This window comes from Jejuia sp. G7-7 (assembly GCF_055808955.1).
On sequence record NZ_JBVVSZ010000001.1, the window covers coordinates 600,927 to 627,215 of the forward strand.

At 32.1% G+C, this 26,289-nt stretch carries 17 protein-coding genes, 1 other RNA gene and 8 pseudogenes; 15 read left to right on the forward strand and 11 right to left on the reverse strand.

All coding sequences use genetic code 11. The features are described from left to right. Positions 1-147: 147 nt before the first annotated feature. Positions 148-1,293 carry a cysteine desulfurase family protein gene (locus AC0L5U_RS03000; RefSeq protein ID WP_473414596.1) on the forward strand — a complete coding sequence of 382 codons (1,146 nt, stop codon included), beginning with the start codon at positions 148-150 and terminating at the stop codon, positions 1,291-1,293. Positions 1,294-1,441: 148 nt separating this feature from the next. Continuing rightward, positions 1,442-2,704: a hypothetical protein gene (locus tag AC0L5U_RS03005; protein ID WP_473414597.1), complete on the forward strand. Its 1,263-nt coding sequence runs from the start codon at positions 1,442-1,444 to the stop codon at positions 2,702-2,704. A gap of 208 nt (positions 2,705-2,912) precedes the next feature. On the opposite strand, the gene AC0L5U_RS03010 is transcribed toward AC0L5U_RS03005, so the two are convergent. The 6 genes and pseudogenes from AC0L5U_RS03010 to AC0L5U_RS03035 all read right to left on the reverse strand — a co-directional run bounded on the left by AC0L5U_RS03010 (position 2,913) and on the right by AC0L5U_RS03035 (position 7,613). Beyond that, positions 2,913-3,092, reverse strand: coding sequence for a hypothetical protein (locus tag AC0L5U_RS03010; protein WP_473414598.1), 180 nt, complete (start codon positions 3,090-3,092; stop codon positions 2,913-2,915). Positions 3,093-3,125: 33 nt separating this feature from the next. Further along, positions 3,126-3,209: pseudogene (locus AC0L5U_RS03015) on the reverse strand (hypothetical protein); the annotation flags it as partial. 13 nt (positions 3,210-3,222) lie between these two features. Further along, the gene (locus AC0L5U_RS03020) at positions 3,223-3,447 is read right to left on the reverse strand and encodes a hypothetical protein (protein ID WP_473414599.1); all 225 of its coding nucleotides are present in this window, start codon (positions 3,445-3,447) and stop codon (positions 3,223-3,225) included. Between the two features lie 5 nt (positions 3,448-3,452). Then, a pseudogene (locus AC0L5U_RS03025) lies at positions 3,453-5,915 on the reverse strand (TonB-dependent receptor). Positions 5,916-5,927: 12 nt separating this feature from the next. Further along, positions 5,928-6,071 (reverse strand): hypothetical protein, encoded by a 144-nt coding sequence (locus AC0L5U_RS03030; protein WP_473414600.1) that lies wholly within the window; start codon positions 6,069-6,071, stop codon positions 5,928-5,930. A 450-nt stretch (positions 6,072-6,521) separates the two neighbouring features. Continuing rightward, on the reverse strand, positions 6,522-7,613 hold the full coding sequence (locus AC0L5U_RS03035; protein ID WP_473414601.1) for a M23 family metallopeptidase: 1,092 nt from the start codon (positions 7,611-7,613) through the stop codon (positions 6,522-6,524). Positions 7,614-7,786: 173 nt separating this feature from the next. On the opposite strand from AC0L5U_RS03035, the gene AC0L5U_RS03040 reads away from it, so the two are divergent. The 4 genes from AC0L5U_RS03040 (at position 7,787) to rny (ending at position 10,201) form a co-directional block, all read left to right on the forward strand. Continuing rightward, positions 7,787-8,077: a hypothetical protein gene (locus tag AC0L5U_RS03040; protein WP_473414602.1), complete on the forward strand. Its 291-nt coding sequence runs from the start codon at positions 7,787-7,789 to the stop codon at positions 8,075-8,077. A 15-nt stretch (positions 8,078-8,092) separates the two neighbouring features. Next, the gene (locus tag AC0L5U_RS03045) at positions 8,093-8,386 is read left to right on the forward strand and encodes a cell division protein ZapA (RefSeq protein WP_473414603.1); all 294 of its coding nucleotides are present in this window, start codon (positions 8,093-8,095) and stop codon (positions 8,384-8,386) included. Between the two features lie 54 nt (positions 8,387-8,440). Then, a non-coding RNA gene (ssrS, locus tag AC0L5U_RS03050) (6S RNA) lies at positions 8,441-8,569 on the forward strand. A gap of 57 nt (positions 8,570-8,626) precedes the next feature. Beyond that, complete coding sequence (rny, locus tag AC0L5U_RS03055) at positions 8,627-10,201, forward strand: ribonuclease Y (protein ID WP_473414604.1); 1,575 nt, start codon at positions 8,627-8,629, stop codon at positions 10,199-10,201. A gap of 91 nt (positions 10,202-10,292) precedes the next feature. Here the strand turns inward: rny and xerD are convergent, their stop codons facing one another. After that, a complete protein-coding gene (gene xerD, locus AC0L5U_RS03060; protein ID WP_473414605.1) occupies positions 10,293-11,189 on the reverse strand; it encodes a site-specific tyrosine recombinase XerD in 897 nt (298 codons plus the stop codon). Between the two features lie 213 nt (positions 11,190-11,402). Between xerD and AC0L5U_RS03065 the strand changes: the two genes are divergently transcribed. From AC0L5U_RS03065 to AC0L5U_RS03075, 3 genes and pseudogenes are all read left to right on the forward strand, one after another. After that, the gene (locus AC0L5U_RS03065) at positions 11,403-11,798 is read left to right on the forward strand and encodes a DUF3575 domain-containing protein (RefSeq protein ID WP_473414606.1); all 396 of its coding nucleotides are present in this window, start codon (positions 11,403-11,405) and stop codon (positions 11,796-11,798) included. 172 nt (positions 11,799-11,970) lie between these two features. Next, a pseudogene (gene aroQ / locus AC0L5U_RS03070) lies at positions 11,971-12,389 on the forward strand (type II 3-dehydroquinate dehydratase). 9 nt (positions 12,390-12,398) lie between these two features. Beyond that, the gene (locus AC0L5U_RS03075; protein WP_473414607.1) at positions 12,399-12,644 is read left to right on the forward strand and encodes a hypothetical protein; all 246 of its coding nucleotides are present in this window, start codon (positions 12,399-12,401) and stop codon (positions 12,642-12,644) included. A 798-nt stretch (positions 12,645-13,442) separates the two neighbouring features. Here AC0L5U_RS03075 and lpdA read toward each other — a convergent pair. Next, a pseudogene (lpdA, locus tag AC0L5U_RS03080) lies at positions 13,443-14,821 on the reverse strand (dihydrolipoyl dehydrogenase). Between the two features lie 116 nt (positions 14,822-14,937). Between lpdA and AC0L5U_RS03085 the strand changes: the two are divergent. From AC0L5U_RS03085 to AC0L5U_RS03095, 3 genes and pseudogenes are all read left to right on the forward strand, one after another. Further along, a pseudogene (locus AC0L5U_RS03085) lies at positions 14,938-16,213 on the forward strand (NAD(P)/FAD-dependent oxidoreductase). Between the two features lie 207 nt (positions 16,214-16,420). After that, on the forward strand, positions 16,421-16,684 hold the full coding sequence (locus AC0L5U_RS03090) for a hypothetical protein (protein WP_473414608.1): 264 nt from the start codon (positions 16,421-16,423) through the stop codon (positions 16,682-16,684). Beyond that, positions 16,677-17,237 carry a nuclear transport factor 2 family protein gene (locus AC0L5U_RS03095; protein WP_473414609.1) on the forward strand — a complete coding sequence of 187 codons (561 nt, stop codon included), beginning with the start codon at positions 16,677-16,679 and terminating at the stop codon, positions 17,235-17,237. Before AC0L5U_RS03090 ends, AC0L5U_RS03095 begins: the two co-directional genes overlap by 8 nt. A 52-nt stretch (positions 17,238-17,289) precedes the next feature. On the opposite strand, the gene AC0L5U_RS03100 is transcribed toward AC0L5U_RS03095, so the two are convergent. After that, positions 17,290-17,844, reverse strand: a complete 555-nt coding sequence (locus tag AC0L5U_RS03100; protein ID WP_473414610.1) for a DUF1572 family protein — start codon at positions 17,842-17,844, stop codon at positions 17,290-17,292. A gap of 14 nt (positions 17,845-17,858) precedes the next feature. Continuing rightward, complete coding sequence (msrB, locus tag AC0L5U_RS03105; protein ID WP_473414611.1) at positions 17,859-18,347, reverse strand: peptide-methionine (R)-S-oxide reductase MsrB; 489 nt, start codon at positions 18,345-18,347, stop codon at positions 17,859-17,861. A 260-nt stretch (positions 18,348-18,607) separates the two neighbouring features. Between msrB and AC0L5U_RS03110 the strand changes: the two genes are divergently transcribed. Together AC0L5U_RS03110 and AC0L5U_RS03115 are read left to right on the forward strand one after the other, a co-directional pair. Further along, complete coding sequence (locus tag AC0L5U_RS03110) at positions 18,608-19,390, forward strand: M48 family metallopeptidase (RefSeq protein WP_473414612.1); 783 nt, start codon at positions 18,608-18,610, stop codon at positions 19,388-19,390. A 61-nt stretch (positions 19,391-19,451) separates the two neighbouring features. Continuing rightward, positions 19,452-20,749, forward strand: a pseudogene (locus AC0L5U_RS03115) (MFS transporter). Positions 20,750-20,807: 58 nt separating this feature from the next. Here the strand turns inward: AC0L5U_RS03115 and AC0L5U_RS03120 are convergent. Further along, a pseudogene (locus AC0L5U_RS03120) lies at positions 20,808-23,358 on the reverse strand (ATP-dependent Clp protease ATP-binding subunit). Between the two features lie 262 nt (positions 23,359-23,620). On the opposite strand from AC0L5U_RS03120, the pseudogene gyrA reads away from it, so the two are divergent. Continuing rightward, positions 23,621-26,186: pseudogene (gene gyrA, locus AC0L5U_RS03125) on the forward strand (DNA gyrase subunit A). Positions 26,187-26,289: the final 103 nt, after the last annotated feature.

Below are 26,289 nucleotides of genomic sequence, written 5' to 3' on the forward strand. Positions count from 1 at the left end.
AAAATAGATTACGCATTGGGTTTTTATTTTACACAAAAATAATAGAATTGTATTTATAACGTGACATATTGATAATAATTTTATTTCAAGTATTTTTGAGCTTTAAAAGTTATTTGTTTGTCAAATATTTCACTAAAATTTATGCTTATGAGATCAGTTTACTTGGATAATGCAGCGACAACTAAAATGCGTGACGAAGTTATTACCATAATGACTGAAACGATGCGAAATAACTATGGAAATGCCTCATCTTCATATAGTATAGGTAGATTATCTAAAACATTAATTGAAACATCTAGAAAAACAATTGCTAAGATTTTAAATGTTTCTGCTGGAGAAATTGTGTTTACTTCTGGAGGAACTGAAGCAGATAATTTAGTGTTAAGAAGCGCAGTAAAAGATTTAGGTGTCACCCATGTTATTACAACCAAGATTGAACATCATGCCGTATTACATACCGTTGAACAATTAAAAAAAGAACATAATATCAATGTAAGTTATTTAAAGTTAGATGAGTTTGGTACGATAGATTTTAACGAACTTGAAAGTTTATTGAAGGCCAATCAAAATGTTTTGGTAAGCTTAATGCATGTGAATAATGAAATAGGGAATATTTTGGATTTAAAGCGTGTTGCAGATTTATGTGAAGAACATAATGCCTTGTTTCATTCAGATGCTGTACAATCTATTGGGCATTACAATTTAGATTTGCAAGATGTGCAAATTGATTTTTTGGCTGCAAGTGCCCATAAATTTCATGGCCCAAAAGGTGTCGGGTTTACTTTTATTAGAAAAAATAGAGTTTTAAAACCGATGATTAGTGGAGGTGAACAGGAACGTGGATTGAGAGCAGGTACTGAAAGTGTGCATAATATTGTAGGATTGGAAAAGGCTATTTCTCTAACATATGCTAATATTGAAAAAGAGACTAATTACGTTAAAGAACTAAAAACATATTTTGTTTCTAAACTTAAAGCTGAAATCCCCAATGTTGTATTTAATGGCTTATCTGGAGATTTAGAAAAAAGTACATACACGCTTTTAAATGTACGCTTACCTATTGAAGCAAGTAAATCTGCTATGTTTTTATTTCAATTAGATTTAAAAGGTATTGCTTGCTCTAAAGGAAGTGCATGCCAAAGTGGTAGTAATCAAAAATCTCATGTGCTTTCTGAAATTTTAACCGAAGATGAGCTGGATAAGCCATCTGTTAGGTTTTCTTTGAGTATATATAATTCCAAAGATGAAATTGATTATGTAGTTAATTGTTTAAAAGATTACATAACTGTATGATCTATGCATTTTTTTAAATAAATTCTTTCTTACACAAAACAATACAACATTTAATCCTTTAAAAATTGTTTTTTATCGATTTTTTTTAATAATTTCGTTAGGCTATTATATTAAAGAAAAGTCTCTCAACATAACCCAAATCATTATTATGATGAGAAGATTTAGAGTTTTAATAATTAGTTTTTTCTTTTTGTTTTGTTTTTTACAAAGCGTTTATTCTCAAATAGGAATTGGTAATACTGATCCAGATCCTACATCTATTTTGGACATAACATCAACTACTCAAGGCGTGTTGGCTCCAAGAATGACAACTACGCAGAGAAATGATATAGGTTTACCAGGAACACCTGCAAATGGTTTATTGGTTTATGATATCGATGAAGAAGCTTTTTATTATTATGGAAATGGTACATGGAATCAACTACAGAGTGAAACAAGAGATAATTATAAATTGATAAAAAGTGCTGCTGATTTGGCTGATGAATTAACTGCAGGCGGAGGTACTAACTATCAACTAACATCTAATACGTATTATGAAGTAAATGGGGCTATTACGTTAGCTTTTCCGATAGATTTAAATGAAGCTTATATATCTGGTTTGGATGCTAATGAAGATAGGTTAATTATTGCTGGTAGTACTATATTTTCGGGTACTACAGGAGGTAGTATCAGGAATTTAACTTTAGTTGGAGTAGGGAGTTCAATCTTTAATATTACTGGAACTGGTACAGAAACTCTCGTTTTTCAAAACTGTATTGTTGGTGGTTTTGGAGCAACTACTGATACATTTGGAACCATATCAAATTTTGATATTGTATTTATGAATATAATCAATATTGGTAATCTAGATGTTGGAGTTACTTACAATAATATAAATAGTTTGTTATTAAGTAATGTGGCTTGGTTTGGAACAAATAGTGGTACTTATGAAACGTATACTGGTACTTTTGATTTAATTGAAAAGATAAGTGGTTTTTGTAATGTTTCAGCTAGTGCTACAGGAATAGATGTAAGTTCAAATCCTACGGTTGCAAAGGGAGTAATTAATAGCACAACTTTTTCAGGTGCTGGAACTTATATTAGCCGCTATACAACAGGTTCTTATACAGGCTATAATTTTAATAACTCTTGGGATGTGAATTGTCCTGGTATTCCTGTAGAGTCTGATGCATCTGCAACTGGATATTATTATATGACTGGTAATACCACAAATACAAATTTTGTGACTAATAATGTTGCTGTTAAAGTTGGAGGTGCAACAACTTCTGATGGTTTATTCAGAATGTCAGCAATAGATAATAGATTGGTTTATGAAGGAAGAGAGGCGAGAGAGTTTCAAGTTATTTGTACTGGTGCATTAGATCATGGAACTACAGCCACTCCCAATGGAAGAATATATGAGTTTTTTTAAGTAAAATACCTAATGGTGGTTCTGCCACCCTTGTTCCAGCTATATCTTCTGAAAGACGTTTTTCTAATAATGATGTTGGTAATTTTTCAATGGTAGGTTTGATAAATCTTGAGCCAGGCGATGCTATAGAAATATGGGTGTCAATTAACAGAGCTGATAATGTTGATACTGATTTTACTAGATTAAGCGTGGTGTTAAAGTAGAAAAGCTATTTTTGATTTTTTCTAATATCTACCAAAATCTCTTTAATATCTTCTAATAGTTTAGTTGTTTTATCATCATTAGAAGATATAGTAGTTTTGGTATTTGATTTTGATTGCAACTTTTCTCGTTGTTCTAATACTTCAGTTTTAAAATCAGAAGCATCAATAATACCAGTAAGTTTCATATCACTACCTTTTGGATTACTATTACCAGCAGTTTCAATCTTTAAAACTCTTAAATCTAAATATTTTAATAGAGGGTTTTCAATAAAAGTTAAATCTTGAATATTTTCTAGTGGAATTGTTTTTTCAACTCTAAAAACACCCCTTTTTAAACTCTAAATGTTTGGTAGTTAATTTACATTCTAAACTATTATAATAACGTTTACCAATGTGTTGACCTAAACCTAAAAGCCAGATGATTAAAATTGGAATTCCTAGGATTGAAATCAATAAAAAGAACGCAACAACAATTAAAATATAAGTTTTTATACTTTGATTGAATTGAGCTTCTCTAATAGTTTTGGGTGCGTTGGTCATGTATTTTAAAACTTCATTGTAGTTCTTACATTAAATACGCGAGGTGTTAAATAATTAGGAATAGCATATTGCCTTTTACTATAAACATCTCTTACCCAAGTATTGGTAATTGAATTTTGAACATCAAAAATGTTAAAGATTTCAAACCCAAAAGCCAATTCTTTAAATGGTTTTTTCCATCCGCTTTTAAACTGTTTCTTTTCATCTACTAAAACAAATTGAAATCCAACATCAGCACGTTTATAATCTGGTAATCTTGTTTGATATTGGTAAGGGTCTGCATAACTTGGGGAGCCCCTGGTAATCCTGTATTGTAAACTAAGTTTAAATACATTTTCATACTCGGGATATTTGGAACATAATCTTGAAACAAAGCAGCAAATTTTAAGCGCTGATCTGTTGGTCTGGAAATATAACCTCTACCTTCAATATTTTCTTCAGTTTTTAAATAGCCAAAACTAAACCAGGATTCAGTCCCAGGAACAAATTCGCCATTCAATCTCATATCTAAACCATATGCATATGCCTTTGCATTGTTTTTTGCTCTGTACCTTATACGTACATTTTCCAAAGTGTATGGGTTAACATCACTTAAATTTTTATAATACACTTCTGAAGTTAGTTTAAAAGGTCTGTCCCACATTTTAAAACTATAATCGTTACCTAAAACTAAATGAAATGATTTTTGAGCTTTTACATTAGGTTGAACCGTTCCAGTAGAATCTCGCAATTCACGATAAAAAGGCGGTTGATAGTACAATCCTGCAGCTGCTCTAAATAGCATATCTTTTTCCCAATTAGGTTTTATAGCGAATTGTGCACGCGGACTAAAAACAGTTTGATTTGATGATGCAATACCATCTCCTTTTACACTCCAATTATGTACACGCATCCCAGCATTGTACCAAACATCACTATCTCCAAATGTAGAGCGTTTGCTCCATTGTAGGTAAGCTTGTAACCTATTTATTTGTGTGTTGTTTTTAGCTCTAACATTTGTAAATGGTGTTAGAGGGCCTTCATAGGGTTCATAAGGTTGTTGGTTATTGGGTAGTGTTTTTGGAGGTCTAATTGAAAATCCTGCAGAATCAATAACTTCCCATTCTACAAGTCTGTCACGAATATCTTCGTTTGTATATTTTACAGACCATTCAATTCTATTACCCTCAATTTTTAAATCGCCCTTTTGTTGAATAGTAGTTATCAAAGCATCTAAATCATTTCTACCATGATTTAATTGACTCCCAATACCTTCACTAAACTCTACTTCTCCTAAATCTTCGTCTCCAATATTCGTATTTACCTCGCCTAAATTATACTGTGCTAAAATATCAAAATATTCCTCTTCGAGTGGTATGATAGGTTGATGCAGTTAAGTTTAAAGTTAAATCATCATTTGCAAAATAAGTACCTTGAAATGCACCAAAAGCAGTTCTGTACTCATCTTTTTCTTGTCCTTGATAAAATACCAAAAGCGCAACAGGATCTGCTAGAGTTCCAAAATTAGTTTGTCGTGTTAAAGGTTCGTAATCATATTTATTTAAAGAAGCATTTCCTAAGAAACTTAAATGAAATTTATTAGTGAATTTATAAGTGAAAAAACCTTGAATATCTGCAAATATTGGTCTAAAGTTAGTTTCTGTTTCTTTAGCGTTTACTAGTAAATTGTTGTTTCTATAACGTGCTCCAACAATACTTGTAAACTTAGAATCTTTACTTACGTTTTCAACTGAAACTGCTGCTCCTAATAAACTTAAATCTGCATTTACTTCAAATTGATAAGGTGTTTTGTATGTAATATCTAAAACCGAAGATAATTTATCGCCATATTTAGCTTGAAATCCACCTGCTGAAAAATCTACATTTTGTACTAAATCGGTATTTACAAAACTTAAACCTTCTTGTTGTCCAGAGCGAACTAAAAAAGGGCGATACACTTCAATACCATTAATATATACTAAGTTTTCATCGTAATTTCCACCTCTTACAGAGTACTGCGTACTTAATTCGTTATTATTGTTAACACCAGGTAGCGATAATAATAAATTTTCAACTCCAGGGTTTGCTCCTGGAATTTTTCTAATGGTTTCTGGTTCTAGAGTTACTATGCCTTCAACATCTTTTCGTCTTGAACCTTTTACAATTACAGTTGCAATTTGCTCACTAGATTCATTTAAAACAGGATTAAATTCTTCAATTACTCCATTTTTTAAATTAAAAGTAACCACTACTTTTTTATATGAAATATGTGTGAATTCTATGGTTACATCTTGGTTTGCAGGAATTTCAATTGTGTAAAAACCATTTTCATTAGTTTCTGTTCCTAAATTTCCTGCTTTAATTGAAACTTTTGGTATGGGTTTGTTATTTTCGTTAAGTATAACACCTTTAATAGTAGCTTCTTGTGCAAAACCAATGGCAAATGAGAGCAATATTATAAGTAGGGTTAGTTGATGTGTTGTTTTCAAGAGCAATACAATTTATTTTCGGTAAAATAGTGTTTCAAAAGTAGAACTATTTCCAACATTATCGGTAACAATTACTTTTAAATTGTTTTTTGTTTCGGTAATTATACTATCATTAAAATCGTGAGTTAATGTTTTGGTTTTATAGTCGTACTCCATTAAAATCCATTTCCCATTAACTGTTGCCCTATAATTTGAAATACCAGATGCATCATCATCAATCTTAACTTTTAAAAAACGAAACTTGCTTAACCATTGTCCGTTTTTAAAGTTAACAGGCTTAATGGTTGGTTTGGTGTCATCAAAAGCAAGCGTAAACTCTCCTAAATTTTTGGTGTAGGTGGTTAACGTATCTCCATTTCTTTTAGTAAACGAATAATAAGGTGTTTTCTTGTATCCAGAGAGTTTTGCTATGTAAAGTTTTCTTTTTTCGGCATTGGCATATTTGCTAATGTTGTATGAAATACTAATGCTTTTTTAAGTGGAATAACATCTTTGTGCAACTTTAAGGTATCATTATTCACGTTATAATCTAAATAAAAATCGTTGTAAAATGTATCTGGATAAATAGTAACATTAATATCTTTTTCTTTTAATTCTGTGCTTTTATCAGCATAGATGTAGTAAGGGGTTTTCTTTAAGTTTTTTGGGGTTATATTTTTTGCCCATTGAGCCTTTGATAGAAACCGTTATCCAAGACGTATTATTTTTAAAATCACTAACTTTTATTTTATATACCGAATACGTGCTGTCTTCAACCGACAGCATACCATCGTTTTCAACTTCTTTATAAAGACTTAACGGATTGTTGTCTACATAGAGTTTTTGCACCCTTTGTCTATTTGTTCTATAATGTTCATAATCTATTAATTGATTGATGTGTTTGGTTTCATCAAATGAAAATCGTCTAAAATCTAATTCAAAATTTTTACTCCCATTTACAAAAGTTTGAATGTTTGAAACGCCATTTTTATTTGTGGCCATATCTTGTCTATCCCAAGTAGAAATACCAAAGCCAATTTTCCCGAAAGCATTTATGTTTTTGACAACATAATCTCCATTTTTTAAAGGAATTAATTTTAGTTTTTGTTTTTTGTTAGAATTATTAATGTGCGAACTTTTATTAATAGGATAAGCGTATATTGAAGTTACAGTTGGTAATGATGTGTCTTTAATATCAATGCCGAATAGCATTGGGTTTATAGGACGTTCCGCATTGTCACGAATTTCAAAATGAAGATGTGGACCGCCAGAACCTCCCGAATTACCACTATATGCTACCAAGTTTCCTTTTTTTACTGAAAGTTCATCTGGTTTTGGAAACAGTTCAATTTCATAAGATTCCTTTTCGTACTGTTTCTTTTTAATATAGCTTTCAATTTCAGGGCTAAACTTTTTTAAGTGTGCATAAACAGACGTATAGCCATTGGGATGGGTAATGTATAATGCTTTACCATAACCGTAATGCGCAATTTTTATTCTGCTTACATAGCCATTGGCAGCGGCATTCACTTTTAAACCTGTACGCTGTTGTGTTTTTATATCCATTCCAGAGTGAAAATGGTTAGAACGCAATTCGGCAAATGTTCCAGATAAAACCAAGGGAATTTCTAACGGACTAGAAAAATAGTCTTGCGGATATTGGGTTTGGGCACTAGTAAATAATGAAAAAAGTAGTAAAAGGGCAAAGATTAATCGCATAATAGTGTATTAGGCTAAAATATTAATTTGATAGTAATTACCAAAGAACAAAACAAAAATCAAGCCATTTAGTTGAATTTCAAATGTGAAAATATTTTCAAAATATATAGAAAAACTATTGTAATTTAGAGTGAGGTATGTTAACTTTGTGTATTAAGTATTGAATTTTGTAAATGAGTAACATTGAAGGAATTGTCGATTCTTTAGAGAATAAAATTAGTAAGGTGCTACATAATGTAGACAATTTAAAGCTTACTAATTCAAAGTTAAATGAAGAATTAGCTTCGGCAAGACTAGAAATTCAAACCCAAGAAAAGTTAAATTTAGATTGGGAAGAAAAATATGAAGCTCTAAAAATGGCAAACTCAATGCTAGGTAGTGACGATAATAAAAGAGAAACTAAGCTTAAAATAAACGCATTAATTAGAGATATTGACCATTGTATTGCGCAATTATCGGATTAATGTAACATAAAATCAATGTCAGAGAAGCTTAAAATAAAGCTATCTATAGCTAACAGAGTGTACCCCTTAACTATTGATGCAAAACAAGAGGAAGGGTTGCGTAAAGCCGCTAAGAACATTGATACTATGATTAAACAATTTGAGCAGAGTTATTCCGTTAGAGATAAACAAGATGTTTTAGCCATGTGTGCTTTACAGTTTGCATCTCAAGTGGAACAAAAAACAATAGATAAAGCGATAAGTAGTGAGGTGGTTGAAGAAAAACTTGATGCCATTAACAAAATGTTAGAAACTCACTTAAACGCTTAACGTTCTTTAAAATAAGTAGAAAGTTACTGCCTACATCGGTTATTTTTTTGATAAACTCAACGTTAATTCTTTAAAAAGGGTGAGTTGAAGTTGTAAAAGCATGCTGTTAGTGCCAAATTTATTTGGTATCTCGAACAGACCCTTGATCAGCTTGTTAGCCCTAAACTTGTTTTTAAGGAGTTTATACAAAACACTATACTGATGTAGGCTTTTTTATATACACAAATCAACTAAATTAAAATGGATAACCCAATTATATTAATTGTAGGAGGCGTAATTGTAGGGCTTATAATAGGATTTATTATTGCCAAAGCAATGGAGAAAAACAATGCTTCAAAACTAATTAAGAGTGCTAAAAAGAATGCTGCTTCAATATTGAAAGAAGCAAAAATAGAAGGCGAAGGCTTAAAAAAAGACAAAATACTTCAGGCAAAAGAGAAGTTTATAGAGCTTAAGGCAGAACACGAAAAAGTAATATTTTCTCGTGATAAAAAAATGGCTGAAGCTGAAAAACGTACCAGAGATAAAGAGTCTCAAATATCTAACGAACTTTCAAAAAATAAAAAGTTAAATTCTGAGATTGAAAATAAAATTAAGGACTATAACCATAGGCTAGATGTACTTGATAAAAAACAATCTGAAATAGATAGATTACACAAAAGTCAAGTGCAACAACTTGAAGTTATTTCAAGTTTATCTGCAGAAGAGGCAAAAGAACAGTTAGTGGAATCTTTAAAAGGAGAAGCTAAAAATGATGCGATGGCATACATTCAAGGTGCTTTAGAAGAAGCAAAGTTAACTGCTGAACAAGATGCCAAAAAAGTAATTATAAACACCATACAGCGTATTGGCACAGAAGAAGCGGTTGATAACTGTGTATCTGTATTCAACATAGAATCTGATGATGTAAAGGGGCGGATTATTGGCCGTGAAGGACGAAATATTAGAGCTATAGAAGCAGCAACAGGAGTTGAGATTATTGTTGATGATACCCCTGAGGCAATTATACTTTCTTGTTTTGATTCTGTACGAAGAGAAATTGCAAGACTATCTCTCCATAAGTTAGTGACTGATGGAAGAATCCATCCTGCAAGAATTGAAGAGATTGTAAAGAAAACTCAAAAACAAATTGAGCAAGAAATTATAGAAGTTGGTAAACGTACTGTAATTGATTTAGGGATACATAATTTGCATCCTGAATTGATTAAAACTGTGGGTAGAATGAAATACCGTTCGTCTTACGGACAAAACTTATTGCAACACTCTCGTGAAGTTGCTAAACTTTGTGGAGTGATGGCTGCGGAATTAGGATTGAATCCTAAGCTTGCTAAAAGAGCTGGATTATTACACGATATAGGTAAAGTACCAGATGCTGAAGCCGATATGGAAACACCACACGCTATTTTAGGGATGCAATGGGCTGAGAAATATGGAGAAAAAGATGATGTTTGTAATGCTATTGGAGCTCATCATGATGAAATAGAAATGAAATCTTTATTAGCGCCTATCATTCAAGTTTGTGATGCTATTTCTGGAGCACGTCCAGGAGCGCGTCGTCAAGTATTAGATAGTTATATTCAACGTTTAAAAGATTTAGAAGATATTGCTTTTGGATTTACAGGTGTAAAAAAAGCGTATGCAATTCAAGCAGGTAGAGAATTACGTGTTATTGTTGAAAGTGAAAAAGTAACTGATGACAAGGCAGCAGATTTATCATTTAGTATCTCTCAAAAAATACAAACTGATATGACATACCCAGGTCAAGTAAAAGTAACTGTAATTAGAGAAACTAGAGCAGTTAATATTGCGAAATAAAATTTCTGAGAATTCAGGAAATTAAATTAAATCACAATAAAAAAATTCAGCTTTTGCTGGATTTTTTTAGTTTTACTAACAACTAACATTATTATTTTCTAGGATGATATTTCTCGACAACCTCAGTTAGATGGCTCTTGTCAACATGGACATATATTTCAGTAGTTGTAATACTTTCATGCCCTAACATTAATTGAATAGCCCGTAAATCTGCATCGTTTTGTAACAGATGAGTGGCGAACGAATGTCTAAAAGTGTGTGGAGATACATTCTTTTTTAAACCAATTTTTTCAACTAATTTTTTTATAATTGTAAAAATCATGGCTCGAGTTAATTGTTTACCACGTCTATTTAAAAATAAAGTGTCTTCAAAACCAGACTGAATTTTAATATGGTTTCTAACTTGATTTTTGTATATATTTATATACTTAACAGTTGAATCTACTATAGGTACAAAACGTTGTTTATCTCCTTTACCAGTTACTTTAATAAATCCTTCATCAAAAAATAAATCTGATAATTTTAAGTTAGTCAATTCACTAACGCGTAAACCACAACCATATAAAGTTTCTAACATAGCTCTATTGCGTTCGCCTTCTGGTTTACTCAAATCAACAGCCTCAATGATTTTATCTATTTCATCTTCTGATAAAGTGTCAGGGAGCTTTCTTCCAATTTTTGGAGATTCAATTAATTCCAAAGGATTGTCTGCCCTGTAATCCTCAAAAACTAAATATCCAAAAAAACTTCTTAATCCAGAAATTAACCTCGATTGAGATCTAGCATTTAAATTTTTAGCTGAACTATAAATAAATTGCTGAATGATTTCAGATGAAATAGAAATAGGGGATTTGCTTATGTCGTTTTCTTCGATATAAGAAATTAACCTTTTAATGTCAAGACCATAGTTATCGATGGAGTTTTGAGATAAACCACGCTCTATTTTTAAATATAATTGATAGTCTTTTAGTGAGTTTTTCCACTTCATAATACTCAAAAATAATGAAATATCTATCTAAACTAACATAGTTTGTACTTAATATATTTTTAAAATTGTTTATAAGTTAATTGTTAAATATCTCTTCATCAGTTAATTAAAATTATGTGTTAATAAAAATGTTAATAAGTCGATTTAAAATGTTAATTATTACAGAAAAATTGTATTTATTTGTAGTAATCAAACTATAAATCTTATAACATTATGAAAAAAATTATTTTTATTGTCTTTTGTTTTTCTTTTAGGTTAACAACTATGAATGCTCAAGAGCAAGCCATTGCGGTTAACCCAATTGGTTTAGCATTTGGCATAGCTAATGCTGGTTACGAATTTTCTGTTAATGACACACAGACGCTTACGATTGCTGGATTGTATGTGAACATTTCAGATACTTCTGGTTTTGGAGCTGGTGCAGAGTACCGCTTTTATTTTGCAGATGAGGCTTTGAGAGGCTGGCATGCAGGACCTTCTGTAGGTTATTTTGGTCTAGAAGACGATTTTAATAATTCTGCAAGTTTTTTCTTCGGTTGGAGGAGAAGCTGGGCATCAATGGATTTCTTTTTGGAGAGCATTTTGCGCTTGATGTTTTTGCGGGTTTAGGTTTTGTTTCTGGAAGCTCGGATGACCTTGCTGTATCGGTAAGTTCTACAGCGGTTAACTTAGGTGTTTCTATAGGATACGCTTGGTAATTTAAAATACCTTATAAATATATTTAACCGAAGCTTTTAAGCTTCGGTTTTTTTGTGTCATAACTTTTACGTATTTTTACATTATGAAAAAACTAATCATCATCAACGGTCCAAACCTAAATTTATTAGGTAAGCGTGAACCAAATATTTATGGGAGTTTAACCTTTACTGAGTTTTTAGACGAAGTGAAAAGTAAATATCCAGATGTAGATTTGGACTATTTCCAATCTAATATTGAAGGAGAACTCATAGATAAATTGCAGGAAGTAGGGTTTAATTATGATGGAATTGTACTAAATGCGGCCGCATATACCATACTTCAGTTGGTATTGGAGACGCTATAAAAGCTATTGAAACACCAGTTATTGAAGTTCATATTTCAAATACTTTTGGCAGAGAAGAGTTTAGGCACCAATCTTATATATCTCCCAATGCAAAAGGCGTAATTTTAGGTTTTGGATTACAGAGTTATGAGTTAGCTATTCAAAGTTTTCTAGATTGAAAGATTAAAATGAAAAATATATTTACCCTTTTTGTTGTTCTATATTTTTCAATAGTATTTTCTTCACAAGCCCAGTCTGATTTGGAATTTGGAATAAAAGGAGGATTAAACTTAACGTTTTTTAAAGTTGTTGAAGGTAGTTTTGGAACAAGTCCTGAAACAGCTACAGGGTTTTATGGTGGTGTTTTTGTAGATTTTAAAGCAGAAGATAATTTTTCTATTCTAACCCGAATTACTTTACATTGTTTTAAATGATTTTAAATTTATCAATGCTCCAATATATTTAAAATATGAAGCAACACAGAATTTATATATTCTGGTTGGCCCTAGTATAAACTACTTTTTTGATTTTTTTTCAAATAAATTAAAAATTAGGGCTGATATTTCAACGTTATTTAATATTACTTCTAATTTGAATGCACATATAAAATACACTATTGGATTTCAAGAAATCACGCCTAATGGTTTGTTTGTTGGTTTAGGATATAAGTTTTAATTCTATTTTAATACCAGTTTTTAACATCTTCATGAAATTTCTTTGTGATATTTTTATGGCAATAATTTAGCCATAGCTATATTTTTGTAATTAATGATAATGTTAAAATTTTAAATACACCACATTCTTTTTACAATTATTTTTCTGAATACCGATTAAATAATGTTTCCTTTTAAGAACAGGTTTAAGAGAAACAAATATATATAGTGATAGTTTTTTGGAAGTACCAGTACTTGTTAAATATTTTATTACAGAAAAGTTTAGTTTTATTGCAGGACCTAAACTAGATATAGTTAAATCTAATGGAAATATTCAAGGGACAGTATTATTTTCAACTTTAGGTTTTTCAGTATGATGTAAATAAGCAATTTTCTATTGAAGGGCGTGTAAATTTCATGTTAACAAAACCATCGGCTACTACAGTAGATCTGTTTGAAATGAATACTACTATTATAAACTAGGAACAAGATTTAGGTTTTAGACAAAAAAAGTTCCAGAATTTTCTGGAACTTTTATATAAGATTACCTTAAAAGTATGAAACTTATAATTAGCTTTATTATATATGAATAACCTCGTCATATGCAGCAGCAACAGCTTCCATTACCGCTTCACTCATAGTTGGGTGTGGGTGTATAGCTTTTAATACTTCATGACCTGTAGTTTCTAGCTTTCTGCCTAAAACAGCTTCAGCAATCATATCGGTTACTCCCGCGCCAATCATATGGCAGCCTAACCATTCACCGTATTTAGCATCAAAAATTACTTTTACAAAACCTTCTTTATTTCCGCCAGCGCTAGCTTTACCAGAAGCAGAGAAAGGGAATTTTCCAACCTTTATATCAATACCTTTTTCTTTTGCTTGCTTTTCAGTTAAACCAACAGAAGCAATTTCAGGAGAACAATATGTACATCCAGGGATATTTCCATAATCAATTGGCTCTACATGTTGTCCAGCTAATTTTTCTACACACAAAATACCTTCAGCAGAAGCAACGTGGGCTAAAGCTTGACCGGGAGTAACATCACCAATTGCATAATACCCAGGGATATTTGTTTGATAAAAATCATTAACTAAAATTTTATCTCGGTCTACAACAATACTAACATCTTCTAAACCAATATTTTCTATATTCGTTTTAATGCCAACAGCAGATAAAATAATATCAGCTTCAAGTACTTCTTCTCCTTTTTTAGTTTTAACAGTAGCTTTCACGCCTTTTCCAGATGTGTCAACAGAAGTCACTTCAGCAGAAGTCATAATATTGATACCGCTCTTTTTGAAAGAACGCTCTAATTGTTTAGAAACATCTTCATCTTCAACAGGAACAATTCCAGGTAAATATTCAACAATTGTAACCTCAGTTCCAATAGAATTGTAGAAATATGCAAATTCAACACCAATAGCACCAGAACCTACAACTATCATTTTTTTAGGTTGCTTTTTTAAAGTCATCGCTTCCCTGTAGCCTATAACTTTTTTACCATCTTGCGGTAAACTAGGTAATTCACGAGAACGTGCTCCAGTAGCAATAATTATATTATCAGCGCTATATTCAGTACCGTCAACATCAACCTTTTTTCCTGGTTTTAATGTACCGTATCCTTCTATAACGTCAATTTTATTTTTTTTCATTAAAAACTGAACACCTTTGCTCATACCATCAGCAACACCTCGGCCACGTTTTACAACTGCATCAAAATCATGGTCAGCATCTTTAACTTTTAGTCCGTAATCCTCAGTGCATGTTTAAGATATTCAAACACTTGGGCAGATTTTAAAAGGGCTTTTGTTGGAATACATCCCCAATTTAAACATACTCCGCCTAGGTTTTCCTTTTCAATAACAGCAGTTTTAAAACCTAATTGAGATGCTCTAATTGCTGTAACATATCCACCAGGACCACTTCCAAGAACTATAATATCGTATTTATTCATCTGAAAAATTTTAGGGTACGAATTTACGAAATCGTATTTGAAAAAAGAATAATACCACCTTATAAATTTATATCTTTTATTTGGTATTGCTACCTTTGCGCTGCAATTTTGATGATATGAATATACCAAGGACTAGTTTTCCGAGAGTTGTAATAATAGGTGGTGGTTTTGCTGGAGTAGCCTTGGCAAAAAAATTATCAAAACAAGAGGTTCAAGTTGTTTTATTAGATAAGAATAATTACCACACGTTTCAGCCACTATTATACCAAGTTTCTACAGGAGGTTTAGAGCCCGATTCTATTGCATATCCTATTCGAAAAATATTAAAAGATTTTCCTAATTTTTATTTTAGATTAGCCTCAGTTGAAGAAATTGATACTAATAACAACAAGATTAAAACTAATATAGGAAATTTAAAATTCGATTATTTAGTGGTTGCTTCAGGATCTAAAACCAATTATTTTGGTAATTCGGAAATTGAAAAATACAGTATGGCCATGAAAACCATACCACAATCTTTAAACCTCAGAAGTTTAATTTTAGAAAATTTTGAAGATGCATTATTGACTTCTGATTTAAACGAACGAAATGCGCTAATGAATTTTGTGATAGTAGGAGGAGGGCCAACAGGAGTAGAGTTAGCTGGTGCTTTGGCTGAAATTAAAAAAGGCATACTACCGAAAGATTATCCAGATTTAGACACCCGTTTGGCACAAATACATATTGTGCAATCAGGCGATTGTATTTTGAAAGGTATGAGTGCAAAGGCATCTCAAAAAGCCGAAGATTTTCTAGAAAAATTAGGCGTTAACATTTGGAAAAATGTTCGAGTAACCAGTTATGACGGGAAAAAGGTTACCACAAATACCGATTTAACTTTTGAAACTGCAACAGTAGTTTGGGCAGCAGGTGTAAAAGGTGCTACTATAAAAGGACTAAATTCTGAAGAGTTTGTAACTCATGGTAACCGAATAATAGTCAATAAATTCAATCAAATAAAAGGTTTTCAGAACATACTTCGCCATTGGAGATATAGCGAGTATGACTTCTGAAGAACACCCACATGGTTTTCCAATGATGGCACAACCTGCCATTCAACAAGGCGATCAATTGGGTGATAATCTACTACGAATAATTGAAGAAAAACCACTTCAACCTTTTGAATATAAAGACAAAGGTACTGTGGCAACTATTGGCAGAAATAAAGCCGTTGTAGATTTAAAGAATTTTAAATTTCAAGGTGTTTTTGCTTGGTTTGTCTGGATGTTTGTACATTTATTTTTCTTAATAGGTTTTAGAAATCGTATGGTAGTTTTCGTAAACTGGGTTTACAATTATGTGAGATTTGATAGAGAGGCACGATTAATCATTAGACCGTTTAAGAATAGATAGTCATCTTTATTTTATCATCTTAACATAGTATAAGATTTACTGACAGTTTTTTAGTTAAATTGTAGGATATTAACTAATCCAAAATTTAATTAAAATGAAAAAACTAACTATCATTTCAATGATACTGTTATCTGGTATTATCTATTCTCAAAAGAAAAAAACGGAACTGTTTACAAGGAACATCCTGCAATAAATATTGTAGAAGCCATGGAACAAGCAGATGTGGCTGGAGATATTGAAAAATTAGGACCCCTATTAGCCGATGATTTTAAGTCTTATAGTGGAACTTCCACCAATAAAAACGCTAAGGGTACTAATAAAGAAGACTTCATAAAATGGTCAGAAAACAGAACAAAATGGGTTTCATACCTTTCTATAGCACCTCATGGTGAAGCATATCCAGATGCTATCGAATATAAAGATGGTAAAATTTGGGTGCAAACTTGGAATTATATGGAAAGGAGTGCATGATAAAACTGGTGTGAAAATAGAAATGCCTGTTCATAGTTTGTATCGATTAAATGATGATAATAAAATTGAATTAGCCATTAATTATAATCACCCTATTGGTCAAGATATTAGAAAAGCTTTTTCTACTAGAACAAACGGTACGATTTATAATGAACATGAAACTATAAATAAAGTAAGGAGAATGATGGCTGCTTTTGAAAATATGGATTTAGAAAAGGCGTATAGCTATTTTGATGAAAAAGCACAATTTAGTAGTTTAGAAATGGGAATAGATGAAAGTATGAATCTAGATGAACTTAAAAAGTCGCATAAGGGGTTTTTTGAAAATTTTGAAATTACTAGTATTGATGTTGTTGGTTATCCTGATGCTTTAGAATATGAAATTGGTGGTGGCGGTTTAACAGTACAGTCATGGTGGAACTTTCACCTTGTTAGAAAATCTGACAAGAAGAAATTAACTATGCCTGCAATGTATACACATGACTTTAATGATGATGGTAAAATAGCTAGATCAATTGGATATTTTAGCACTAAAGTTTTGGATTCAAAATAAGATTTTAAACATTTCCATAAAAAAACTCCTTTACAAAAATTAAAGGAGTTTTTTATTTTAAGTCATCAGTAAAATGACGTTTCCCTTTTTCTTGACTAAACTTGTCTTTATTGTATTTAGTAGAATCTCCTTTAGCAATAGAAAGTGATTGCCAATTTTTACCTTTAAGCAACTTCCCAAGAAACACAATTTGTCCAACATGATATGCATAATGTGGCAATTGCCTATTAATTGCTTCGGTAACGGTATGCCCTTGATTTCTAATGTAAATAATTTGTTCTAAATTATCTTCGGATAAAGGTTTAACTGCGCCAAATAAGCATTGCCAACCTTTATTCCAATTAGCAATCAATTCTTCTTTTGAAGTGTAAGTGTCTATAAATTCTTCATCACGATGCCGCCATTCTTTTTCGCCATCTTCAGTCAAAAAATCAGTCCATCTACTTAACATATTGCCAACGATATGTTTCACGATTATGGCAATAGAATTCGAGTCTTGCTCAAACTCTTTTTGTAACTCTTCAAAACTTAAATGCTTGAAAGTTTTATCTCCTAAAGATTTATAGTATTCAAATTGCTTAATAATACTTGTTAAGTAGCTTTCCATGTACTCAATATACACTATTTTTTTGGAATAAATTTTAAAGATACACCATTAATACAATGCCTTTTACCAGTTGTGTTTTTAGGGCCATCATTAAAAATATGCCCTAAATGTCCACCACAAGTAGCACAATGTTCCTCTGTTCGGGCGTAGCCCAAATCACGGTCTGTAGAATACGCAACATTGTTTTTTATTTCTCTATCAAAACTAGGCCATCCAGCGCCAGAATCAAATTTGTCTTCACTTTTAAATAAGGGTGTTTCACAAGCTTTGCATACATAAATACCTTTGCTATAATTTTTATTTAAAGGGCTTGAAAAAGAGCGTTCAGTTCCAGCTTTTCTTAGTACATAATATTCCATATCAGTTAACTGAGATTTCCATTCTGCTTCAGTTTTAGTAATCTTATAGGTTTTCTTAGTTTCATTTTCTTTAGTTTTTTTTTGAGCTGAAGAGTTGCAACTAAAAAGAAGTGTAGTGATGAGTATTACAAATATTTTATTCATGGTACAAAGTTTGGTTTTATTTCTATGTTAAGTCGGTCTTTAATGAAATTCTTAACATGCTATTAGTTAAATATTTCACGATATAAATTAACAAAATGAATATAATTCATTTATTTTTGATAGAGATTTTTAATAATAAGGTGTTTTTAGTGACTATTTTAATTAATTTGTGTCTCATAATTAATTATCGATTTTGTACATTGTAACTTTAATTTATAAATCATGAAAGTAAAAATATACTATTAAGCTTATCTCTTGTATTGCTGATAGTTGCTTGTGCAACTAATCCATTTACAGGAAAAAAAACAATAGCATTAGTACCAAATTCTCAATTATTTCCAACTGCCTTTGCTCAATATAGTCAGTTTTTAAATGAAAATAAAGTAATTACAGGGACTAAGGATGCACAAATGATTACAAGAGTAGGGCAGCGTATTGCTGTAGCTGCAGAACGTTATTTAAATGCTAACGGGCATCAAGGCTATTTAAAAGATTACAAATGGGAATATAATTTAGTAGATGATAAAACAGTTAATGCTTGGTGTATGCCAGGAGGAAAAATTGTGTTTTATACTGGTATTTTACCAATAGCAAAAACTGAAGCTGGAGTTGCCGCTATCATGGGGCACGAAGTAGCTCACGCTTTAGCTAACCACGGGCAACAACGTATGAGTGCTGGTATTCTACAACAAGTTGGAGCAGTAGCAGGAAATGTTGCTATTAAAGATGATCAAACTCGTGCTATATTTAACCAAGCTTATGGAATTGGTTCTCAAGTTGGAATCATGTTACCTTTTAGTAGAAGTCATGAAACGGAATCTGATTTAATAGGTACTTATCTAATGGCTATAGCTGGATATAACCCAGATGAAGCTGCAGAACTGTGGAAGCGTATGAAAGCGAATAGTGGCGGACAAGCACCACCAGAGTTTATGAGTACACATCCTTCAAACGATACAAGAATCGCGAATCTAACTAAATGGGCTCCTAAAGCTAAAGAAGAAGCAAAAAAATATGGTGTAACAACCTTTAGAAATAAATAACATCTAGAATAAAATATTTGTTTATTTTAGAAGCTGCTCAATAAAAGAGCAGCTTTTTTTTATGGATCAACTTAAAAAGGGAAGTAGTAAATTATTAAATGCTTGGGCGTTTTATGATTGGGCTAATTCTGTATATACGTTAACTATTGCTTCTTCAATATTCCCTATTTTTTATTCGGCTTTATTCCTTTCCGAAGTTAAAACAGTTCCTGCATTTGGAACTGAATTTAAAAGTACTGCACTCATAACTTTTGTAACTGCTTTTACATTTTTGGTGGTAGCTATAATATCTCCTATTCTTTCAGGAATTGCTGATTATGTTGGTAACAAAAAGAATTTTTAAAGTTTTTTTGTTACCTAGGAAGCGCAGGTTGTATAGGTTTGTATTGGTTTCGTTTAGAGCAAATCCATTTGAGTTTGCTATTCTATTTTATGGGATTAATAGGTTATTGGGGAAGTTTGGTTTATTATAATTCGTACTTGCCAGATATAGCATTTCCAGAACAACAAGATAAAATTAGTGCAAAAGGGTTTGCACTGGGATATGCAGGTAGTGTATTATTACTCATTATTAATTTAGTAATGGTTATGACTCAAGATTCTAGTGAAGCTAAAATGGATATGATGCGTTATTCGTTTATTACAGTAGGAATATGGTGGGCAGTATTTAGTCAATATTCATTTTATTGGTTGCCAAAAGGAGTGTCATCTGGACATAAAGTTACTAAATCTGTGGTTTTTAATGGCTTTAAAGAATTACGTACAGTTTGGAAAGAACTCAAGCAAAATTTAAGATTAAAACGATATCTCAATGCCTTTTTTGTATTTAGCATGGCAGTTCAAACTATTATGTTGGTTGCTGTTTATTTTGGAGAAGAAGAAATTGCATGGGGAGATGATGATGCAAAAACTCTTGGTTTAATAGGAAGTATTTTAATCATACAAGTAGTTGCTATATTTGGTGCCTATTTTACTTCAATGGCGTCTTCTAAATTTGGAAATATAAAAACGCTTATTTTTATTAATGTTCTATGGATGTTACTTTGTGTTTACGCTTACTTTATGAAAACCCCTGGGCAATTTTATTTTGCTGCTGGTTTTGTGGGCTTAGTAATGGGAGGTGTTCAAGCTTTGGCACGGTCAACCTATTCTAAATTTTTACCCGAAACCGAAGATACAACTTCTTACTTTAGTTTTTATGATGTAGCTGAGAAAATTGGAATTGTTATTGGGATGATGATTTATGGCACAATTGACCAAATAACTGGAAGTATGCGAAATGCTATATTGTTTTTAGTGGTGTTCTTTTTTGCTGGAATTTTATTGTTGTTTAGGGTTCCGAGAGTTTCACATAAATAAAAAAATCCTTCAGTTTTTAATTAACCAAAGGACTTTAATTTACGGTTTATAAATCTATCTAAGATTCAGTAGGCTTTTCAGCCTTTTCAATCTCAATATTTAATTCGTCTGTCTTCTTATCTAAATCGATAATAATTTTATCACCATCAGATATGTTTGATGATACTATCTCTTCAGCTAAAGCATCTTCAATGTACTTTTGAATAGCTCGTTTTAAAGGTCTTGCACCATATTGTTTATCAAAACCTTTGTCCGCAATATAATCTTTAGCAACTTTGGTTAATTTTAATTCGTAACCAAGGTCTTTAATTCTCTTAAATAACTTTTCTAACTCAATATCAATAATTAAGTTGATATCTTCTTTTTCAAGAGGGTTAAACACAACTACATCATCTATTCTATTTAAAAATTCTGGTGCAAATGATTTTTTAAGTGCATTCTCAATGACTTTAACAGCATTGGCATCTTCTTGTGCTTTTTGAGACGCAGTACCAAAGCCAATTCCAGTTCCAAAATCTTTCAATTTTCTTGCTCCGATATTGGATGTCATAATGATAATTGTATTTCTAAAATCAATTTTTCGACCTAAACTATCAGTTAAATGGCCATCATCTAGAACTTGCAATAGCATATTAAATACATCAGGATGTGCCTTTTCAATTTCATCTAAAAGAATAACTGCATAAGGCTTGCGGCGTACTTTTTCAGTTAATTGTCCGCCTTCTTCGTAGCCAACATATCCTGGAGGTGCACCAACTAAACGCGATATGGCGAATTTCTCCATGTACTCACTCATATCAATTCTAATTAAAGAATCTTCACTATCGAATAATTCACGTGATAAAACTTTAGCTAATTGTGTTTTTCCAACACCGGTTTGTCCTAAGAAAATAAATGAGCCAATTGGTTTATTTGGATCTTTTAATCCCGCACGATTACGTTGAATTGCTTTTACAACTTTAGCAACCGCTTGGTCTTGTCCTATAACTTTACCTTTTATAAGGTTTGGTAATTCAGCTAATTTATTAATTTCGGTTTGTGCAATTCTATTAACAGGAATCCCTGTCATCATTGAAACTACATCAGCGACATTATCTTCTGAGACAATTTCACGATGTTGTTTTGTTTCCTCTTCCCATTTTTCTTGAGCAACTGATAAATCTTTTTCAAGACGCTTTTCATCATCTCTTAATTTTGCAGCTTCCTCATATTTCTGCTTCTTAACAACAGAGTTTTTAGTTTCTCTAACTTGTTCTAATTGGTTTTCAAGTTCCAAAATTTGTTTTGGGACTTCAATATTTGTGATATGTACACGAGAGCCAGCTTCATCCAAAGCATCAATGGCTTTGTCTGGAAGAAACCTATCAGTCATATATCGATTAGTTAATTTTACACAAGCCTCAATTGCTTCGTCTGTAAAATCTACGTTATGGTGTTCTTCATATTTACCTTTTATATTGTGAAGAATTTCAATAGTTTCTTCAACAGTTGTAGGTTGTACAATTACTTTTTGAAAACGACGCTCTAATGCACCATCTTTTTCAATATATTGTCTGTATTCATCTAAAGTGGTAGCTCCTATACATTGAATTTCTCCACGCGCTAGGGCAGGCTTAAACATGTTAGAAGCATCTAAACTTCCAGTAGCTCCACCTGCACCAACAATGGTGTGAATTTCATCTATAAATAAAATAACGTCGTCATTTTTTTCAAGCTCGTTCATTACAGCTTTCATGCGTTCTTCAAACTGTCCGCGATATTTTGTACCCGCAACTAAGCTCGCTAAATCTAAAGTAACAACACGTTTATTAAATAAAATGCGAGATACTTTACGTTGCACAATTCTGAGTGCTAAACCTTCTGCAATTGCAGATTTGCCCACTCCTGGTTCTCCAATTAATAAAGGATTGTTTTTCTTTCTTCTACTTAAAATTTGAGAAACACGTTGTATTTCAGCTTCTCTACCTACAACAGGGTCTAACTTGCCTTCGTCGGCAAACGCTGTTAAATCACGTCCAAAATTATCCAAAACAGGGGTTTTAGACTTCTTGTTAGACTTTCCTGCAGGCGAATTAAAAATATTATCTTTTGAAGATTCTTCGCCTAAATTATTATCATCATCTTGAAAAGATTCAGATTTAGGTTCTATAAAATCGTTTTCGTTTGTAATCATTTGTTTAAATTGTTCTTTAACATTATCGTAGTCAACTTTGAGCTTATTCAATAGTTTGGTTGTGGGGTCATTTTCGTTTCTAAGAATGCACAACAGCAAATGCGCCGTGTTGATAGATGTGCTTTGAAATAATTTAGCCTCTAAAAAAGTAGTTTTTAGGGCGCGTTCGGCTTGTCTTGTTAAGTGTAAATTCTTTTTTTCATTTGAAGTCACACTTATATTGGGATTAGCAGGGCTTAAAATTTCAACTTTTCTACGTAGATGGTTTAAATCGATGTCTAAGGCGTTTAATATATCAATCGCCTTACCATTACCATCGCGAAGTAAGCCTAACATTAAGTGCTCAGTACCAATAAAATCGTGACCTAAGCGTAATGCTTCTTCTTTGCTATATGCTATTACATCCTTTACTCTTTGGGGAGAAGTTATCATCCATAATTAAGTTCCTTTCTGCATTAAAAATACTAAAACATTTTTACTAACGGCAAAAACTATACCTGAAAATGTAGTAATGATGCTAATTGACGAAAAAATATTCATAAAATCAAAGTTTATGGGTTTAGAGTTATTAACTAAAAAAGGGGGTAAAATTGTTAATAAAAAGTACCAAAAACGAAACTGAAATCTCTTATTCTCACTAGAGGAATTCGTATATTAGCCTGTTTTGAATTTTTGATAAAAACTAAATTAAATTTTATATGGCAGAAGGAGAAAAACTGATACCTATTAACATTGAAGATGAAATGAAATCTGCGTACATTGATTATTCAATGTCGGTCATTGTGTCACGTGCATTACCAGATGTAAGAGATGGTTTAAAACCCGTTCACAGACGTGTGCTTTATGGTATGCATGAGCTTGGTGTTAGAGCAAATTCGGCTCACAAAAAATCTGCAAGAATTGTAGGAGAAGTTTTAGGTAAGTATCATCCACATGGCGATACTTCTGTTTACGATGCAATGGTACGTATGGCTCAAGAATGGAGTTTACGTTACATGTTGGTTGACGGACAGGGTAACTTTGGTTCGATTGATGGAGATAGTCCAGCAGCAATGCGTTATACTGAAGCTAGAATGCGCAAAATATCTGAGGACATGTTGGCAGATATTGAAAAAGAAACTGTAGATCACAAATTAAATTTTGATGACACCTTACAAGAACCAACAGTTTTGCCAACTCGAATTCCAGGGCTTTTAGTTAATGGTGCATCCGGAATTGCTGTGGGTATGGCAACCAATATGCCACCACATAATTTAACCGAAGTTGTTAATGGAACAATTGCTTATATTGAAAACAATGATATAGAAATTGATGAGCTTATACAGCATGTAAAAGCGCCAGATTTTCCAACTGGAGGAACTATTTATGGGTACGATGGGGTAAAAGAAGCCTTTCATACTGGTCGCGGACGTATTGTAATGCGTGCAAAAGCAAACATTGAAGAGGTTAACGGTCGTGAGTGTATCATTGTAGATGAGATTCCATACCAAGTTAATAAAGCAGATATGATTAAGAAAACTGCTGATTTGGTAAACGATAAAAAACTTGAAGGTATTTCATTGATTCGTGATGAATCTGATAGGAACGGAATGCGTATTGTTTACGTTTTAAAACGTGATGCTATTCCTAATATTGTGTTAAATAAATTATTTAAGTACACTTGCGCTACAGTCTTCATTTAGTGTAAATAACATTGCATTAGTAAATGGCCGTCCGCAATTATTAAACTTAAAAGAATTAATTCATTATTTCGTAGAGCACAGGCATGAAGTTGTTGTAAGAAGAACGACTTATGAATTACGTAAGGCAGAAGAAAGAGCGCATATTTTAGAAGGATTAATAATAGCTTCTGATAATATAGATGAAGTAATTAAAATTATTCGTGCATCATCAAATGCAGATGAAGCTAGAGCTAATTTAATTGAACGTTTTAAACTGTCTGAAATTCAAGCAAAAGCTATTGTCGAGATGCGTTTGCGTCAGTTAACAGGCTTAGAGCAGGATAAATTACGTTCTGAGTACGAAGAAATAATGAAAACCATCATCGACCTTAAAGATATTCTAGATAAGAAAGAGCGTAGAATGGATATCATTAAAGCAGAACTAGAAGTTGTAAGAGATAAATATGGTGATGAGCGTCGTTCGCAAATAGAATATGCTGGCGGAGATTTAAGTATTGAAGATATGATTCCTAACGAGAAAGTGGTAATCACTATTTCTCACGCAGGTTACATTAAACGTACATCTCTAACAGAATATAAAACTCAAAATAGAGGAGGGGTTGGGCAAAAAGCATCAACTACTCGTAATGAAGACTTCTTAGAACATTTATTTGTTGGTACTAACCATCAATATATGTTGTTTTTTACTCAAAAAGGAAAATGTTTCTGGATGCGGGTTTATGAAATCCCAGAAGGAAGTAAAACTTCAAAAGGTAGAGCTATTCAAAACTTGATTAATATTGAACAAGATGATAAAGTGATGGCTTTCATCTGTACTCAAGATTTGAAGGATGAAGATTATATCAATAGTCATTATGTAATTATGGCTACCAAAAAAGGTCAGGTTAAGAAGACCTCTCTTGAGCAGTATTCTCGTCCAAGAACTAATGGTATTAATGCAATTACTATTAAGGATGATGATGTTTTATTAGAAGCTAAGTTAACAACAGGCGAGAGCCAAGTGATGTTAGCATTAAAATCTGGTAAGGCCATTCGTTTTGAAGAAGCTAAAACTCGACCAATGGGACGTGGTGCTTCAGGAGTAAGAGGTATTCGTTTGCAAGATGAGAAAACTGATGAAGTTATAGGAATGATTGCTGTTGATGATATGGAAAGTAATGTGCTTGTAGTATCAGAGAATGGCTATGGAAAACGTTCAAGTTTAGAAGATTACAGAATTACCAATCGTGGTGGTAAAGGTGTGAAAACCATTTCTATTACTGAAAAAACAGGTAATTTAGTATCTATTAAGAATGTAACTGATGATGATGATTTAATGATTATCAATAAATCAGGTATTGCTATAAGAATGGCGGTTAAAGATTTAAGAGTCATGGGACGTGCTACACAAGGTGTCAAATTAATTAACCTAAAAGGAAGTGATTCTATAGCTGCAGTAGCAAAAGTAATGCACGATGAAGATGAAGTTGAATTGGATGAAGATGGGAATGCAATAGTTAATGAAGGTGCTGAAAATACTGATGTTACAGAAGATGGCACAACTCTTGATAATTCTAATACTGAAAACAACGATAACGAATAACACAAATTAATTTAAAATGAAAAAACAGATTATTTTAACATTAGCTTTGGCTATCACTTTATTTTCTTTTGGACAAAAAAAGAATTTAAAACAGCAGAAAAGG